17 protein-coding genes are annotated in these 17,588 nt (G+C 36.5%); 6 read left to right on the top strand and 11 right to left on the bottom strand.

From position 1 onward, the window contains the following. Nucleotides 1–20: 20 nt before the first annotated feature. The 4 genes from ACMZ42_RS22390 to ACMZ42_RS22375 all read right to left on the bottom strand — a co-directional run bounded on the left by ACMZ42_RS22390 (nt 21) and on the right by ACMZ42_RS22375 (nt 2,807). Nucleotides 21–653, bottom strand: a complete 633-nt coding sequence (locus ACMZ42_RS22390; protein ID WP_402872628.1) for a hypothetical protein — start codon at nt 651–653, stop codon at nt 21–23. Between the two features lie 143 nt (nt 654–796). After that, nucleotides 797–1,753, bottom strand: a complete 957-nt coding sequence (locus ACMZ42_RS22385) for a hypothetical protein (RefSeq protein ID WP_370083575.1) — start codon at nt 1,751–1,753, stop codon at nt 797–799. After that, nucleotides 1,746–2,267, bottom strand: a complete 522-nt coding sequence (locus tag ACMZ42_RS22380) for a sigma-70 family RNA polymerase sigma factor (protein WP_415732827.1) — start codon at nt 2,265–2,267, stop codon at nt 1,746–1,748. The genes ACMZ42_RS22385 and ACMZ42_RS22380 overlap by 8 nt, the downstream gene beginning before the upstream one ends. 102 nt (nt 2,268–2,369) lie before the next feature. Next, nucleotides 2,370–2,807 carry an Lrp/AsnC family transcriptional regulator gene (locus tag ACMZ42_RS22375; RefSeq protein ID WP_415732826.1) on the bottom strand — a complete coding sequence of 146 codons (438 nt, stop codon included), beginning with the start codon at nt 2,805–2,807 and terminating at the stop codon, nt 2,370–2,372. A gap of 141 nt (nt 2,808–2,948) precedes the next feature. On the opposite strand from ACMZ42_RS22375, the gene ACMZ42_RS22370 reads away from it, so the two are divergent. After that, complete coding sequence (locus tag ACMZ42_RS22370; RefSeq protein ID WP_370083581.1) at nt 2,949–3,533, top strand: DJ-1/PfpI family protein; 585 nt, start codon at nt 2,949–2,951, stop codon at nt 3,531–3,533. A 47-nt stretch (nt 3,534–3,580) separates the two neighbouring features. Here the strand turns inward: ACMZ42_RS22370 and ACMZ42_RS22365 are convergent, their stop codons facing one another. Continuing rightward, nucleotides 3,581–4,432: a LysR family transcriptional regulator gene (locus ACMZ42_RS22365; protein ID WP_370083583.1), complete on the bottom strand. Its 852-nt coding sequence runs from the start codon at nt 4,430–4,432 to the stop codon at nt 3,581–3,583. A 168-nt stretch (nt 4,433–4,600) separates the two neighbouring features. Between ACMZ42_RS22365 and ACMZ42_RS22360 the strand changes: the two genes are divergently transcribed. The 5 genes from ACMZ42_RS22360 (at nt 4,601) to ACMZ42_RS22340 (ending at nt 7,509) form a co-directional block, all read left to right on the top strand. Continuing rightward, nucleotides 4,601–5,743, top strand: a complete 1,143-nt coding sequence (locus ACMZ42_RS22360) for an MFS transporter (protein ID WP_415732825.1) — start codon at nt 4,601–4,603, stop codon at nt 5,741–5,743. A gap of 80 nt (nt 5,744–5,823) precedes the next feature. After that, nucleotides 5,824–5,991, top strand: a complete 168-nt coding sequence (locus ACMZ42_RS22355) for a hypothetical protein (RefSeq protein ID WP_415732824.1) — start codon at nt 5,824–5,826, stop codon at nt 5,989–5,991. Further along, the gene (locus ACMZ42_RS22350; protein ID WP_415732823.1) at nt 5,967–6,485 is read left to right on the top strand and encodes a hypothetical protein; all 519 of its coding nucleotides are present in this window, start codon (nt 5,967–5,969) and stop codon (nt 6,483–6,485) included. Before ACMZ42_RS22355 ends, ACMZ42_RS22350 begins: the two co-directional genes overlap by 25 nt. Continuing rightward, nucleotides 6,461–6,880, top strand: coding sequence for a hypothetical protein (locus tag ACMZ42_RS22345; protein WP_415732822.1), 420 nt, complete (start codon nt 6,461–6,463; stop codon nt 6,878–6,880). Before ACMZ42_RS22350 ends, ACMZ42_RS22345 begins: the two co-directional genes overlap by 25 nt. A gap of 230 nt (nt 6,881–7,110) precedes the next feature. Beyond that, a complete protein-coding gene (locus tag ACMZ42_RS22340; protein WP_415732821.1) occupies nt 7,111–7,509 on the top strand; it encodes a hypothetical protein in 399 nt (132 codons plus the stop codon). Between the two features lie 206 nt (nt 7,510–7,715). Here the strand turns inward: ACMZ42_RS22340 and ACMZ42_RS22335 are convergent, their stop codons facing one another. The 6 genes from ACMZ42_RS22335 to ACMZ42_RS22310 form a co-directional block, all read right to left on the bottom strand. Further along, on the bottom strand, nt 7,716–9,128 hold the full coding sequence (locus ACMZ42_RS22335; RefSeq protein ID WP_415732820.1) for a YcdB/YcdC domain-containing protein: 1,413 nt from the start codon (nt 9,126–9,128) through the stop codon (nt 7,716–7,718). Nucleotides 9,129–9,207: 79 nt separating this feature from the next. Next, nucleotides 9,208–11,913 (bottom strand): aconitate hydratase AcnA, encoded by a 2,706-nt coding sequence (acnA, locus tag ACMZ42_RS22330; RefSeq protein ID WP_415732819.1) that lies wholly within the window; start codon nt 11,911–11,913, stop codon nt 9,208–9,210. Between the two features lie 1,174 nt (nt 11,914–13,087). Beyond that, nucleotides 13,088–13,603, bottom strand: a complete 516-nt coding sequence (locus tag ACMZ42_RS22325) for a hypothetical protein (protein ID WP_415732818.1) — start codon at nt 13,601–13,603, stop codon at nt 13,088–13,090. 191 nt (nt 13,604–13,794) lie between these two features. Then, nucleotides 13,795–14,301 (bottom strand): PadR family transcriptional regulator, encoded by a 507-nt coding sequence (locus tag ACMZ42_RS22320; protein WP_323657096.1) that lies wholly within the window; start codon nt 14,299–14,301, stop codon nt 13,795–13,797. A 6-nt stretch (nt 14,302–14,307) separates the two neighbouring features. Next, nucleotides 14,308–16,773, bottom strand: coding sequence for an FtsX-like permease family protein (locus ACMZ42_RS22315; RefSeq protein WP_415732817.1), 2,466 nt, complete (start codon nt 16,771–16,773; stop codon nt 14,308–14,310). Continuing rightward, on the bottom strand, nt 16,742–17,461 hold the full coding sequence (locus tag ACMZ42_RS22310; RefSeq protein ID WP_370080126.1) for an ABC transporter ATP-binding protein: 720 nt from the start codon (nt 17,459–17,461) through the stop codon (nt 16,742–16,744). Before ACMZ42_RS22310 ends, ACMZ42_RS22315 begins: the two co-directional genes overlap by 32 nt. Nucleotides 17,462–17,588: the final 127 nt, after the last annotated feature.

Below are 17,588 nucleotides of genomic sequence, written 5' to 3'. Positions count from 1 at the left end.
GTTTGCTTTTAATCGAATAATCAAAAACCACTTTCACGATAAATGCCATCAAGCTTCCATCCCTCATTAAACCGTACATAAGTAAACTCCTTCTGCTCGTTGTCCATTACAACAATTACTTTGCTTTTCCAAGGAAAGGTCACCGCACGCACCTTTCCATTTCTGACCTCATTGATTTGGTCAGACAAAGAGAGCAGAGTAGATGGAGTAACACTATTTTGTATCAAATATTGCGGACGGTCAGAGCTATCTTGCAACTCCTTCATTACATGTTCATGAAAGGCAATCACTTTTTTATTAGTATCATACATACTAATCCCAAGTGAACCAATGCATAAAACGAGTAGACTTCCCAATAAAATGACATTCTTTTTCTTTAACCCTATATAAAATCCCCATTTATCTTCCTTTTTGTATAAGAAATAATATATGCCTATACATAATGGCCAAACAAAAAGAATTTGCCACATTAACACCACCCAAAAGTCATCACCAAAAGACACTAAATATCTAATCATATTATGATTTAAAAACCAAAGAGGCAAAGTCCAACGCCAAGCTGAATTTTCCTGGGAAAGACTTTTAAAATAGATAAGTATAAGTGGAAAAGATAGAATAAATGCTAACGAATTGTCCATTATTACAGTTATCAATGCTTTATTCACTCCCCAGTACCTATTTTTTTAGAAAACACCATCATACAAATACTTACAATAATTGTACCCTAATCCAAATATATAAAACAGCTAATAAAAAAGCTAGACATTCTTGAAATTTTCGAATGTCTAGCCTTGATTCATTTATGATCTTCGAGTATTTTCATGCTATCTATATCTGCAAAGGTTATTTTAGATTCGGCTTTTTCCCTTCCTATATCTATACTATATTTCACTTCTACATTATCTCCAAGCGACAATGTTGTAGGAGCATCGATTAATGGGAACCACGTACCATTACCATGTTTTTGTACAATGTCATCAATTGATAATTTACCAATATCCGATTTATCTGCATAGGAAACAACTAAAAATTCATGTTCCTTGATTGCTACGATTAACCCCTTTTTAGAATGGAGTTCTTTTTCCCCAACTGGAATATCAAATTTTTCACGTAAGGCAACTATCTCTTGACTATAGTGCTTCTCTAAATAGTTCATAGCATCTTTCAAGACTAGAAAATATAGTATCGGCCTATTTACATCTTTGTATTGATTCTTTTCCTGCTCCAATAGTGAATTGATTATAGCTAATCTATAAGAATATTGTTCGATAAATTCTTCTCTTGTAAGATTCACCATTTTTAATTGTTCAGTAAATTGCGCTTCGTTTTGATTTATACCTACTTCTATCAATGATTCAAGCTGTTCATCAATTTGTTTTTGCGAAGGTACTATCCCCTTTGACCGAGCGTAAGCATATAAAGATTCAGCCTGTAAAAAGGATTCAAAGTTCTGCTTCTTTGCATCATTGGACCTTTTCTGATCATTTACCCGGGAATCCGTTTCTAAATAGAAGTTTAGAAATTTTTCATCCAATACAGTTGGTATACTTGCTGATTGCTCTTGACTTCCGTTGAATTGGCTATACAGAAATATTCCAATACAAACTGTAAATAAAATAGATAATACACTATATTGCCAACGCCAGGATCTTTTTTTCATCTCACGCTGTTCTAAATGCTGTACAACATTAGTCATCACACGCTTTTTGCTTTCGGTTAAATCATTTATTACCCTCACATCGACTTTACTCATGCAGCAGGACCTCCCATTCAATTTGCTGTAGCTTCGGCTTTAATAGCTCTCGTCCACGACGTAGCCTTGTTTTCACCGTACTCTCCGGAATACTTAAAAGCTCGGCAATTTTAATAACAGGCATTTCCTCAAAATAAAAATAAATTAGGACCTCACGCTGTTTTAATGGTAGTGCTAAGATGGCGTTTTCTACTAAGGTTTGTTCATCCTGCTGTACTAGCATGTCCCTTTTCGTAATAGCCTGCTTGGCAAAGATCTTCTGTTGAACTTGTATTTTACGGTATGTCCAGCTACGTAAATAGTCTTTACTTTTGTTAATGACGAGCCTCGATAAATATGCCCGTAATTCTCCTCTTTCCTCATAGTTTTGCTGAATATCGTAAAATTTGATAAATACATCCTGCACGATATCTTCAGCACTTTGTAAATCTTTGACGTAATAAAAGGCAAGTCGGATGAGCCTTTCTGTATGCTGCTGCATTATTTCTTCGAGTTCTTTAGTTTCAAGCAACATCTCTCCCCCTCTCTGCCCTATAAACGGTGCTCACGATATTGAGGTTTGCTTTTTTTATATTTTTTTAAATAAAGATCTAGATAAACTCTAAATTCACTTATTCTAATTTTCATCAGAGAAAGGAGCAATGACCGCTTTTTTATTTGAAGAAAGCACAATATTTGTAGATGGCGTTCCATATGGCATTGCCTCATCTATAAACTGCTCCAATGTTTCCACTGAATTAGTTGCAATTTTTACGATATAACTTATTTCACCCGCTACACGATAGCATTCAAGGACATCAGGATGTGCATTACAAAAATCCGAAAGACTTTTACAATCAATTGATTTAAATAAAATAATAGCTTGAATATCGCGATTTAACTTTTTTAAATTTACCTTCGCACTATAAGCCTCAATAATCCCCTGCTCTTCTAACTTTTTAACACGCTCAATTACTGCTGGAGATGATAAATGAACCATCGAAGCTAATTCCTTCATCGATATTTTTGCATTTCGCTGCAATTGCTGTAATATTTCTGTATCTATTTGATCCATATGTATCCACCTTTTTTAATTAATTAGATTTAATAAAATTCCTTTTATAATAAAGCAATTCATCTAAATAACATTATACAGATTCTGTCATTGAATAGCCTTATTCATTACAATGAAACATATAAAGGAGGCATTAACAACATGAAAAAAATATTATTACTATTAGCAAATGGTTTCGAGGCTGTTGAAGCGAGTGTTTTTACAGATGTACTTGGCTGGAATAAATGGGAGGGAGACGGCACAACTGAAGTCGTGACAGTAGGATTGCATCAGCAATTACAATGTACATGGAATTTTAACGTAACACCTGAAAAGTTACTTCATGAAATTTCATTAGCGGAGTTTGATGCACTAGCGATTCCTGGAGGTTTTGAAGAAGCTGGATTTTATGATGATGCCTTTAGCGAGGAGTTCCAGGCGGTCATTCGTCATTTCGATGAACACAAAAAACCGATTGCAACGGTTTGTGTAGCTTCCCTAATTTTAGGTCATAGCGGAGTACTACATAATCGAAAAGCTACTACTTATAATCATCCAACAAGTAAACGACTGGCACAGCTACAATCCTATGGTGCAGACATCGTAAACGAACGAATTGTTCAAACTGGACATATTATTACATCATCAAATCCTGGCACCGCATTCGACGTTGCTTTTAGCTTACTAGAAATGCTGACATCTGAGGAAAATACAAAAAAGGTAAAGGATTTAATGGGGTTTAAGTAATTAAATGAAGCTGTCTCAATGCGTTAAGTTGAGACAGCTTCATTCGTTTAATTTGATAATAAATGATGTAACTTCGATCCAAGTTCTTTGTTTTTTGTAACCAATGCAATCGTTCTGGACCTTCCAAAATTATTAATCGGTAAGGCAAACAGCTGAAGATGACCGATATTTTTAGCCATTAATTCTGGTACAATCGTAATCCCCATTTCAGCAATTACAGCTCCAAAGATAAAATCCCCAAAGTTCATCTCACTTATGATATTAGGCTTGTAGCCAAGTGATTGTATTTGTTCTACTATCTCCTTCCTTGAATCACAAGGAGCTTGATGGACAATAAGTGGCTCCTCACACAATTCTTCAAGATCCACTACTGTTCTTGAATTAAAACGATGAGTCAACGGAAACACAGCATAGTAAGGCTCCGTAAACAATTCGCAACTCCACAAAGATTCTCCCGTATATTTTGCATCCACAAAGACTGCATCAAGTCTACCTTTTTCCAAAGATTGTAGCAGTTCATTTGACGTATTTTGAATCATTAAAGTTATAGGTCGATCTAGTTGCTTAAGTTCATTCATTTTGTTTGGCAAATAGTAAGTAGCTAAGCTAGGCAGACCACCGATGGCAATAGGGCTGCTCTGGCTAAATTGCTGTAATTCTTCACGAATGGTCGTTAATTCAGTCAAAACTGGTGTAATGCGAGTGTAAAAACGTTCGCCAGCTTCTGTTAATTCGATACCAATCGATGTCCTATGAAATAGCTCGATGCCAAGATTATTCTCTAAGTTTCGTATATGTTTACTTAGTGCAGGTTGGGAAAGATTCATGATTTGAGCAGCTTTTGAAAAACTTTTCTGATTGGCTGCGGCAATAAAACTATGTAACCATTCTACATTCATTGTATTCCTCCATACCTTATAACGATTTGTTATACCCTTATAAAATAGTGATTGTTCCATATTCTTGGTTTTTTAGTAACCTATTAAATATAGAAGATGCATCGATTATAACATAACGTTATAGGACGTCTATACTTAGCATCTTTAATTTTTTTGGAGGTTCGATAAATGAAAAATGTTTTATTATTATCCTTTGGCATGTTTGCCTTGGGCTTTGATGCCTATGTGATCGCAGGGCTTCTCCCAGGAATTAGTGATACGTATCACAAAAGCACTTCACAAGTCGGCCAGGCTGTAAGTATTTTCACTTTATTTTACGCAATATCAGCGCCGTTATTTTCTTCTTTACTTGCAGGAAAACCAATAAAAAAAATCTTAATAGGGTCAATGCTTATCTTTACAATAGCGAATGGCATCACAGCTTTAGCGCCAAGCTTTTCTATTCTTCTACTTTCGAGGGCAATTGCGGGGACTGGGGCTGGTTTATTTTCACCATTAGCTGTTGCAGCCTCTACAAAGTTCGTTTCTAGTGAAAAGAGAGGGCGAGCTCTAGGATTGACTATTGGAGGAATGAGCATGGGAACAGTACTAGGGGTTCCTTTAGGTATATATATATCCAACTTATTTGATTGGAAATTAACACTTTGGCTATTAGTTATAATCGGTGTAATTTCTGTTTTATGTATGTATATTTTACTTCCCAATTTCCCAACAACCCCTCCCCCTGCACTAAATGAACGATTAAAGATGTTTCTAGATAAAAGAGTAACTGTAACTGTATGTATAACATTTTTCGCCAGTGTTGCTAGCCTTGGATTGTATACATATCTATCTCCCGTATTAGAAGACATGGCAGGCTCAGGTAACATAACAAAATATCTTTGGGCATGGGGATTCGGTGGCTTATTTGGAAGTATAATGATTGGATACTTAATCGACTACTTCGGAAAACCAAAAACTTTAGTTACGATCATTTTATTCACTTTAACTTTATCCATTATTTGTATCCCATTAATGATTAACTTACCTATAATAAAGTACTTACCATTCTTTGTCTGGGGAGCAATGGGTTGGGCAAGCCAAGCACCTCAACAACATATTTTACTATCATATCAGCCCAACAACGGAAGCTCCGCAGTGGCCTTAAACAGTTCTGTAAATTATTTAGGCAGTGCAATCGGTGCAAGCTTAGGTGGCATTGTACTGTCCTTACAGATTGGAACAATAACATTGATTTATTTCGCGGTTATCTCTATACTAATCGCCATTTGTTTACAGTTCTTTAGTTTGAAGAACAAATTTAGCGTTTAGAAAGTATAAATTTATATAATTGCGATTCTAACTGTTGATTTATGATCTTATTCGTCATTTTGATGGTTAGAATCGCAAATTTGACTGGGTTACCTTCTTTTAGGGTGGCGCTTTTCGTCGTCGGAGATTCTTTCCGTCGCTTTGGCCGTTCTTTCCGTCGTTTCGATGGTTCCATCCGTCGCTATGGCGATTCTTTCCGTCACTTTGGCGGGACCTTCCGTCGTTGGAGATTCTTTCCGTCGCTTTGACCGTTCTTTCCGTCGCTTCGATGGTTCCATCCGTCGCTGTGGCGATTCTTTCCGTCTCTTCGGCGGATCCTTCCGTCGTCGGAGATTCTTTTCGTCGCTTTGGCCGTTCTTTCCGTCGCTTCGATAGTTCCATTCGTCGCTGTGGCGATTCTTTCCGTCACCTCGGCGGGACCTTACGTCGTCGGAGATTCTTTCCGTCGCTTTGGCCGTTCTTTCCGTCGTTTCGATGGTTCCATCCGTCGCTATGGCGATTCTTTCCGTCACTTTGGCGGGACCTTCCGTCGTCGGAGATTCTTTCCGTCGCTTTGGCCGTTCTTTCCGTCGTTTCGATGGTTCCATCCGTCGCTGTGGCGATTCTTTCCGTCTCTTCGGCGGATCCTTCCGTCGTCGGAGATTCTTTCCGTCGTTTCGATTGTTCCATTCGTCGCTGTGGCGATTCTTTCCGTCACCTCGGCGGGACCTTCCGTCGTTGGAGATTCTTTCCGTCGCTTTGACCGTTCTTTCCGTCGCTTCGATGGTTCCATCCGTCGCTCTGATGATTCTTTCCGTCACTCCGGCGGCAACTTCCGTCGGCGGAGATTCTTTCCGTCGTTTCGATGGTTCCATCCGTCGCTGTGGCGATTCTTTCCGTCTCTTTGGCGGGAACTTCCGTCACTTTGGCCGTTCTTCCTGTCACTTTGACGATTCTATCCATCATTTCGGAGGTTCTATCTATCGCTTTGACATTTCTATCCATTGTTTTGAGGTTCTATCCGCAATTTTGACCACCCTATCCACGATTTCGGAGGCTCTATCCACGATTTTGACGTTTCTATCCACGATTCCAGAGGTTCTATCCATCGCTTTTACATTTATATCCTTTATTTTGAGGTTCTATCCGCAATTTTGACCATTCTATCCACGATTCCGGAAGTTCTATCCACGATTTTGACGTTTCTATCCACGATTTCAGAGGATCTATCCGTCACTAAGTGTTATACGATATATTACAACCATTATCGAGGCAATGGCATTTGAAAAAGCTGTCAGCTGCATTAAATAAACACTCTTGCAATTTGTAACTATTTGTAATTTAGCCCGTCTAATTGGCAATAGAATAAACTTTTTGGAGGCAGTCTAATGAAAAGATTTTTGTTTCTAATTTTATTGGTAAGTCTGTTTTTGGTGTCTGCTTGTACAAATGGAAAAACGCAATCATTAGAAGCTTTTTATAAGGATGCAAAAATTGAAAGTATCGATAAAGTGATTATCCAAGATGGTTCAATGGGTGCTTCAAAAACGATAACTAAGCAAGACCAAATCAATGAATTCATTTCTCTGATTAAAGATATAAAATTTACTCCGCAAGACAATCAAGAAAAACGTGTTGGTTGGAGATATGGTATTACTCTTTTTGATAGTGAAAGAAAATTTTATTTTACACTAAGCGAAATTGATAATACCTACTATGATTCAAACCCGGATATTTATCCTATTGTAGAAAACTATTACAAACTGTTGGAAATTGTAGAAGAGTAAAGATTTTAAAACTAAAGACCTCTTTATTGAAGTTCTATCCATCATAATAGAGGTGCATGAAAAAACCGACTTCCCAGGAAATCGGTTTCTGCACCAAGAGCAACTGGATACGGATGTTTTGATAACTTTATCCTCATTCATCTCACCAGCTATAGAGGTTGGAGACTTCTATAACTGTCGCTTCAAATTCAATTCACTGAAAAAAGTTAAATATTACTGACAATAATTTCGCCAGTTGTTGCGTCAATATACCGGATAGGTGATCTAGTATGTCGATCACAAGCTTGATAGACAAGTTGATAAGACTCTATTTCGTCATCGTAATTTTTGTCCCAAACCAATTGAAAATCGACATTCTCTAGAAATCGACGATACGCTTCTTCCATAGAAATACGTGGTCCTGTTGGAACTTGGCTAAGCTCAATCAAATCAAAGTTTGGTCCAGCATAATTATCAATCTGACCAGTCATACGATTAACAACAACGCCAACCATATCATGAATAAGTATACCTTGGCTATTATAGGCCTGGAATATAAACGATTCGCTTTGTGACGTATTATCTTCTTCCTCATCTTCTCGAATTAATCGTTGGATATAAGGATAGTAATCAGGAATTATTTTCAGTAAAAAATCTAATGCTTTTTGATAACAGGCTGCTTGACTAAGCTGTAGATTCCCTGAGCGTTCATACATCCATATAAAGCTTTGAACTTTACCAGTCTTCTTTGAAATAATAGCTTTTACTGTATCTTCTGACTGCATTTTAAAAAAACTGTTCAACGATAAATCTTTTTCTCTCATCTCCCAATCCCGTATACGCCACACGATTCCTATCTCTGGACCTCTGTCTACTTCTCGAATAAGCTCCAGTTCATCTGTTATGCCAATGATTGATTCATTCGTAAATTCATTGGCAATTAAGTTAGTTGGTAAAGGAGGAAGTGTAGCATAACTTTCAGGCTCATTTTCATCATGAATACTCGTTAATTTTGGTTCTAAAGAATCTGCATTAAAGTGTAAAAATGAATTTACTTGATACACGAGATGGAGTCCATCTTTCTTCACATTATAAACATCACGAGATAATGTTGTTATTACTAGTTGTAACACCAATTCATTCCGCACATGTTCCATTAGAGCTTTCTTTGAAACTAGCCTTGAAGGAATTTCAGGACTCGTTTTCACTCCGTCATATCTAAATCCAACAATATTTCCCAAAGCATCGACATCTATAAAACAACCAGCATGTTCTAACGGTAAATCCATGACAATTTGTTCAAAATAAAAACGATCCGCACTAGATAGTTGTTTAGCTTTTGAAAACGTTAAATCTTCCAGTGCAGATGGATAATGACTAAGTAAAAATTGTTCAGCACATCTTCTTTTTTCATCAATAGATAAAGAATTTGCCTCAGAAACAGAATCATTTTTTTCAATTGATAAGTATATGAGGTTTCCAGAGCAGTCTAACTCAACAGTCATACTTTCATCTTGTTGTTCAGTTGCCCATGAGAACATCACTCTTTCGTCTTCAGAATACTCTTCTATGATTAGTTTATAGTGACTTGGTAATGGAACAATTGATAGAGCCCGTTCTTTTAGTTTATCTTTTTGCAAAATCAAAACCCCCATGACAATTATTTTTATGTATAGACAAAAACCGATCTCCTAAGAGATCGGTTTTTTAGTTAAATGATTATTGAGCAGCTTTCGCGCGAAGAACCATTTGTAGGATACCACCGTGACGGTAGTAGTCTACTTCTACTTCTGAGTCGAAACGAGCTAAAGCTTGGAAAGTTTTAACTGATCCGTCTTCAGATTTAGCAGTTACTGTTAAGATTTCACGTGGTTTCACGTTGTCAGTAATGTTAACAGAGATTTCTTCTTTACCAGTTAAGCCTAATGTATCAGCTGATTCACCTGGCATGAATTGAAGTGGAAGAACACCCATCATTACTAAGTTAGAACGGTGGATACGCTCGTAAGATTGTGCGATAACTGTTTTGATACCAAGTAAATTAGTACCTTTAGCAGCCCAGTCACGAGAAGAACCCATACCGTAGTCGTTACCAGCAAGTACTACTAAGCCAGTACCTTGCTCTTGGTATTTCATACATGCGTCATAGATGTACTCTACTTCACCTGTTGGCCAGTAAGTAGTGAAACCACCTTCTGTACCTGGAGCAACTTGGTTACGGATACGGATGTTTGCAAATGTACCACGCATCATAACTTCGTGGTTACCACGACGAGAACCGTATGAGTTGAAGTCACGAATTGCAACACCGTTTTCGATTAAATATTTACCTGCAGGTGTATCTTTACCGATTGCACCAGCTGGAGAAATATGGTCAGTTGTAATTGAGTCACCGAACTTCGCCATAATGCGTAAGCCTTCTAAGCCTTTGATAGCTTCTGGCTCTTTTGCAAGACCTTGGAAGAATGGTGGGTTTTGGATGTAAGTTGATTTGTCATCAAATGTGTATAGAGACTCAGTTGATGTTTCAATTGCATTCCATTTTTCGTTCGCTGTGAATACAGTTTCGTATTCTTTTTGGAATAATTCACGGTTAACTACAGTACCTAATACTGCGTTAACTTCTTCAGTTGTAGGCCAGATATCAGCGAAGAATACTTCGTTGCCATCTTTGTCTTTACCGAATGAATCTTTTTGTAGGTCAACATCCACAGTACCAGCAAGTGCATAAGCAACAACAAGTGGTGGTGAAGCTAAGTAGTTAGCTTTTACAAGTGGGTGTACACGACCTTCGAAGTTACGGTTACCAGAAAGAACTGAAGTTACGAATAAGTCGTTCTCTTTGATAGCGTCTTCGATTTCAGGAAGTAATGGGCCTGAGTTACCGATACATGTTGTACAACCGTAACCTACAGTGTTGAAACCGATTTGGTCAAGGTAAGTTTGTAAACCTGAATCTTCAAGGTAACCAGTTACTACTTTAGAACCTGGTGCTAAAGAAGTTTTTACCCATTTAGGCACAGTTAGACCTTTTTCTACAGCTTTTTTCGCAACTAAGCCCGCAGCGATTAATACGTATGGGTTAGATGTATTTGTACAAGAAGTGATTGCAGCGATTGCTACAGCACCTGTTGGGATTTCTACATCACCTTCAGCGAATTTAGCTACAGAAGTTTTTGCGAATTCATCTTCAGTTAAACCGAAACCTTGTGTACCTTGTGGTGCCACTACTGCTTCTTTGTAACGAGAACGCATTTGAGATAGTGGAATTAAGTCTTGTGGACGTTTTGGACCAGAAAGGTTTGGTTCGATTTCAGCTAAGTTTACTTCTAATACGTCAGTGTAAACTGGCTCTAAAGTTGGATCGAAGAACATGTGGTTAGCTTTTAAGTAAGATTCTACAACCGCGATGTGCTCTTCGTCACGACCAGTTAAACGCATGTAGTTTAATGATTCTTCGTCAATTGCGAAGAAACCACATGTAGCACCATATTCAGGAGCCATGTTAGAGATTGTCGCACGGTCAGCTAGTGGTAATTTAGTTACGCCAGGTCCGAAGAACTCAACGAATTTACCAACTACGCCACGTTGACGTAATACTTGAGTTACTTTTAATGCTAAGTCAGTAGCAGTAGTTCCGTTTGGAAGATCGCCAACTAATTTAACACCGATAACTTCTGGGATTGGGAAGTATGAAGGTTGACCAAGCATACCTGCTTCAGCTTCGATACCACCAACGCCCCATCCAAGAACGCCGATACCGTTGATCATTGTTGTATGTGAGTCAGTACCTACTACTGAATCTGGGAAAGTTTCGAATGTACCGTCAGCATTTTCGTTTACGTGTACAACTGGAGCTAGATACTCTAAGTTTACTTGGTGAACGATACCAGTTGCTGGTGGTACAGCACGGAAGTTATTGTAAGCAGTTTGAGCCCATTTTAAGAAGTTATAACGCTCAGCGTTACGTTCAAATTCTAGGTCCATGTTTGCTGCTAATGCAGATGCATTACCGTATTTGTCAACTTGTACTGAGTGGTCAATTACAAGGTCAACTGGAATAGCAGGGTTGATTTTGCTTGGGTCGCCGCCCATTTCTTTCATAGCAGAACGTAGAGAAGCAAGGTCAACTACTACTGGTACACCAGTGAAGTCTTGTAATACTACGCGTGAAGGTTTGAATGGTACTTCTGCTTCTGGATCTGCACCGTTACCCCATTTTGATAATTCGTTTACGTGCTCTTCTTTGATAACATATGCATCATATTGACGTAAAACTGATTCTAATAATACTTTGATTGAGTAAGGAAGGTTTGAAACTTTTGCAACGCCAGCTTTTTCAATCGCAGCTAAGTCATAGTAATTATAAGTTTTACCATTAACTTCGAATGATGCGCGGCTGTTGTGTAAATTACCTTGTGCCATTTGCGGATCCCCCTAAATTTCTTTTTGAAAAGGCTATATAAATTTTTAAAGCATCTTTTCTCCAATACCCATAATAGCGTATTTATATTCATAAGTAAATTACATTAATATTATCTTTTTCAATAAGTAATCCTTATGACCCTGGTTTGTAGCCTAATGTTTTTAATTTTTTGATGTGCATAATATGAAGGTTTCGCTAAAAAGAAGTTTTTATACCTTTTATATGAAGTGTATTTAACTGGGGCATTTTTTGGGGCATTCGTAGTTTTTTTAATGGTACCCCACCTATAATATTGAATAATTTATAACAATCGTTCGGACAGGTACTTTATATAGTAGAAATCTTACAAAGAAACATATTTTTTATATAGATAAATCATATTAAAAAAATTTAAAAAAGTCACTCATTTTATAAATAAATAATGAGTGACTTTCATGAACTATTATTTCAATAGATACATTCTTCAGGTTCTTTATCAAAACAAAATCCTTTAAACGATACTGTTCTTAACAATCCAGAATTAGTTTTCTCTAAATACTGGACTTTACAATACAATCTCGGCTCCAGCCAAATCATATCGCGATCTACTTTTGTTGCAATATGTTTGGCGATTTGACGAAAGGCTCTTTTCTTCTGTTTTAAATCCAAACTCAACATTAGCTAGAGCCTTATATTTTTTGTTTATCATTGTGCCCACTAATAATGAAAAAGGATTTTCGCTGTAACCCAAGATAACTGTATCCATAATTTTGTTATATATACCAAAAATAAGGGCGCATTTAGTGGACTTCTATCAATACCTGATGAAGTTAATGACGGATCCACCGAATCTGGATATCCACCGAAACCTAGAAATTTTAAATCAGTACATGCCTTGGTCAAAAAACATCCAAGCTGCATGTGGAAAATAAAATAGCCGTATATCTGATAAAAAAATCAATGATATACGGCCATTCGTGATGCGTACCGAAAAAGTGCGCCTATTTTTTTATAATTCGGGCTTACACTTTATCAATACCTTTTTATAAAAAAGTGTAATTAAACAACACTATTTCACTGTGGACATGTATTCAAAGAATAGAATAATATCTTGTTTCCACTAATTATTAAAAGGCGATTACAACCTGTATATGCCATAATTGTGCGAATTTTGAAGTTCAAACTTACTTCTGCCTATTTTTTGGGAAACAATGTATAAGACCATGAATTAATAAAGTCAGCAATAAATACAATTCCCCAAATTACACCTATTGCAAACGCAGCATCATTTGGATAAGGTGATCCTTTAGCATTTTCATTTCCTAGCCACGAAAAATCACTTAAGTACATCTTTATTTCTGCCAAACTTTCTGTACCAATTACCCACAGAATAGCTTGAACTGTAATGAACAAAACTAAATGAATATAGGATGATACACGATATTTCTTTGCAATATATTTAGGATTATTATTTTTTTCAATAATCTCATAATCTTTATCAGTCAATAATTCAACGCCACGTAACTTTCCAATTTTTTTACGCATCCAACGATCCAATTTGATAAAATCGAGTATACCAAATGTAAAAGCATAAATGATAAAGATGATAATAACGATTTGAAAAGTTGATATTTCTCCTGTTTGACGATAGACATACAGTCCGAGTAATCCCTCAATTATCAACAAAAACAGAAATAAAAAAATACACATTAGGCTATATCGAGTTTTTTTAAAAAAATAGCGAAATATACCGAATAAGATCAGGGATCCCAATGACAATACCTCTATAGAGATAAACAATTCCCAATTGTAATCAAGGATAACATCCAAAAAATTTTCACTTCCCTTCAAAAGATTGAATAACGGCAAAGGTTTTTAAAAGAGAAAACCTTTACCTAGAATTATGGTCTATTTCGATTTTCAACTTGATTTATCCAGTTTAAATCTGCTTCTAAATGCAAGAGGGTACCAGTGATTAATAAATACCTATTCTCGTCACCTTGAAGAAGAAATTCCGTTTTAAATTTAGTCAATTCCATGACATCTTTCATTATCATCGCTTTTTGTTGATCTAGCATTTTCTTTTCTTGTTCGAAATCAATCTTACGAGCACAGCTCCATTTAAAATGAAAGTCTTCTTTAGTAGAATGATAGGGTACAGGTTCCAGTAACCAATTTTCCAACTCTTTTTTACCTTCCGTAGTGATTTCATAAAGTTTTCTTTCTTGGTCATCCATTCCTACAGATAAGACAAGTTGATCACGTATTAGACGGTCTAGAGTCGTATAAATTTGACCAGGATTAATTTTTCCTTTAACTCCCAGATGGGATTCTAGCTCTAGTTTTAATTCATACCCATGATTTTTTTGTAGAAATAGCAGAGTTAATATTCCATATTTAACCGACATAATTGCTTAACCTTCTTTGAGTGATGATATAATATTTATTTTACTAGCTGTAGTACTGGAAATCCAAGAAGCAAGGAGACTTAGAGAAACACCAGCAATCAGTGCCAGAATAGTATTCCCTAAAGGTAATTGAAAAGATATCAACCCTCCCAATAGTTCGGATTGGCTAGTTGTATAAAGTAAAACTACACCCGAAATTATACCACCAATAAACCCCGACAATCCTATAAGTAAACCTTCTCCAATGATCATCTTTTTAACTTGCTGTTTCGTAAAACCAAGCGCTCGCATTGTCCCTATCTCGGTGGTGCGTTCCAACGTATTCATTAATAAAGTGTTTGCTGTACCGATACTAGCTAGTCCAATGATTAAAACTAACATGATTAAAATCAACTCATTCATACCGGTTAATGCTGAAGTAGTTGATTTAATTTTATCTTCTACTGTTTCTACTTTTGAGAGATGAGTGCTGAAATCCAACCATAACTCATTACGTAATTGTTCACCAGTATATCCGTCATTTAAAGTTAATAATATGTCGAAATGATTCGCCCAACCAAATTTATTATTTAAATGATTCTCATCCATAAATGCAACATAGCCTGAGTAATTCGATGTTTTCACTACATCAAGGACTTCAAGTTGTTGTTTACCTGAGGGTGTATTAATGTAAATATATTCTCCTATATTTCCACCCCATTCATCAAAAGCTCTTTCGCCGAGGATAACAGAAGGTTCCTTTGCCAGCTCATAATATAAATTGTCTTTATTAGAACTTTCAAATAAGGTGGGGCCTTCTTCATCTACAGCAAAAATGGAAAACTGTCTCTTCTCCCCATCAGTGGTTACCCATGTAATTGGCGTAGCTTCCGTTAAAGGATCAACATTTACAACAGCATCATATGATAGTAACTTTTCTATATCCTGATTAGACCAAGGTGCTTCTGATGAAACTCTCAGGTCTCCTCCATACGTATTCCTGATTTCATTTTCATAACCTTCAGGTGCGGATTCAATAACAGCACTTAGTAATAATATCACTGCAATCCCCACAGCAAGAATAGCAGCAGTATTAGCATTTCGATTTAATTGTTTTATAAGGGTTTGCGTTGCCAGACTACCAGAGTAGCCGAAGATTAATTTTAAAATAGGTTTAAATATCCTGCTCACACCAAGTAACAATAATGGAAACAACAAAATGATGCTTACTAAAATCGCTAAATAAGAGATGGGATGATTGATAAATACAAAAGCAAGCAAGCCAACACCTAGAACTGCCCTAACTATGTACAGGCTTCTCGATGATTGGGTTTGATTTGCCATTTTTAATGTCAATAACACAGAGGTTTTCCCCGCATTGTAAATAGGAAATAATGAAGATACAACAGGAAATAAAATTCCAACTACCACAGCTATTAATGCAGGTATTTTCCAATTTAATGTGTAAACCATGTCAAATTCAAATACGCTTAGTAAAGTTTGCATGAACATATCCCCAAGCCAAATTCCCATAGGCACCCCAACAGCTGTACCTATTAGCCCCAACAGTAGTACTTCAATAAGAATAAGTCTGGAAACAGAACTTTGTAGATATCCGAAACTTTTCATGATTGCAAATTCCTTTTTTCGCTCCATAACACTTGTATAAATCATATTAAAAACAATGAATCCGCTAATAAACATAGATAACCCAGCAATTAAGTAAAAGAACGTATATAGTCCCCCTATATCGTTACTTTGTCGATCATCCGCGACAACTGGTTGTACATATGCATTTGAATTACGAAATTCTTCCTGGAGAGATTGAAAAAGTTTCTCTCCTTCTTCAGTTGTTTGAAATCTTACATAGGAAAGTTTGTCCTCCATACCAGTCCATTCTTGTAGCAATTCAAGTGGAGCCATGATTCGGAAGCTGGTTGATTCAGCACGCTCCCAGTTACTCGGACTTGCAAGCAACTGCGTATATTCAACAATGGCGGAAACCTTAGCTTCTCCCAAATCGGTAAACCTAATTGTATCTCCTACGTTTTTATTTAACAGATTCGCAACAGCTTTTGGTATCACCAAACCTTCATTATCCAAACTCCCTTCGATAACAGGAAGTTTCAGTAAAGAACTGCTTTGATCATTCACGCCTGTAATTCGGACGGATCTTTGATTTAAAGATTGATCACCCTCCAGCTCAAAAAAGGCTTGTTTATCAAGTGCAAGCATGGTTTCCGTCACAATTGGGCTAGTTAAAACTGACGAAACCACATCCTCAGAGTAAGTATGTTCATCGCTTAGAACCCAATAATCCGCATTTGCCACATACATTTCTTCATAATAATCGAAAACATCATTTGTTGTTTTGTCTGCAATAAGCATAGATGTTACAAAAGCTATACCTAAGATTATCCCAAGTAAGGAAATGAAAAACCTTTTTTTATTTTGTGTGATATTACGCCATGAAATTCGCCACATATTTAGCATAATCATCATCCTTTCTAGAAATCACTTGATCAATAACACCATCCTTAAAAAGAATAATTCGATCAGCAAACCCAGCTGCGAAAATATCATGCGTTACCATGATGATTGTTTGATTATTCTCTCGATTGAATCTTGATATTAATCCGAGTATTTCTTCGGCTTTACCTCTATCTAAATTTCCTGTTGGTTCATCGGCTAATAGAACAGAAGGGTTATTAACTAACGCCCTGGCTATAGCAACTCGTTGTTGTTGACCACCACTCAGCAAATTAGCACGTTTCCGACCAAGTCCTTTCAATCCGACAGAATCAAGTAGTTCTATAATAATTTGGTTCTTCTTTTTAGTTAAACTACCATCTGCATGAAGAGGGAAAGCTATATTTTCTTCTACACTTAATGTAGGGAGTAGCTGGTAATTCTGAAAAATAAAACCGATATACTTTCTACGAAATATCGTTCTTTCTTTTTCCGTCATATTACTTAAATTACTTTGATTTATTACTATATCTCCTTCAGTAGGGACATCAAGACCCCCTAAAAGTTGTAGTAATGTGCTCTTTCCAGAACCACTTGGGCCCATTACAGCCACAAATTCGCCTTCTTCAACGTTCAAATCAAAACCCTTCAAGACTTGTGTTCTTTCTTGCCCCTGTATAAATTCCTTTTTCAAATTTCTAACTTTAATCATGTTTTAATTCCTCCTATCCTTTCGAAATTATTATATACTAAGTATATAATGCATAAAAGTAAAATCGTTTAAATTTCATTATAAATTATGTATTTTTTATAAAAGACCCCCCAAGTATAATATATAC

The organism is Lysinibacillus sp. NPDC056185, from assembly GCF_047737915.1.
Taxonomy (GTDB): Bacteria; Bacillota; Bacilli; order Bacillales_A; family Planococcaceae; genus Lysinibacillus.
Note: the sequence above shows the minus strand (reverse complement) of the source record. Positions and strands in the feature narration are given on the sequence as shown.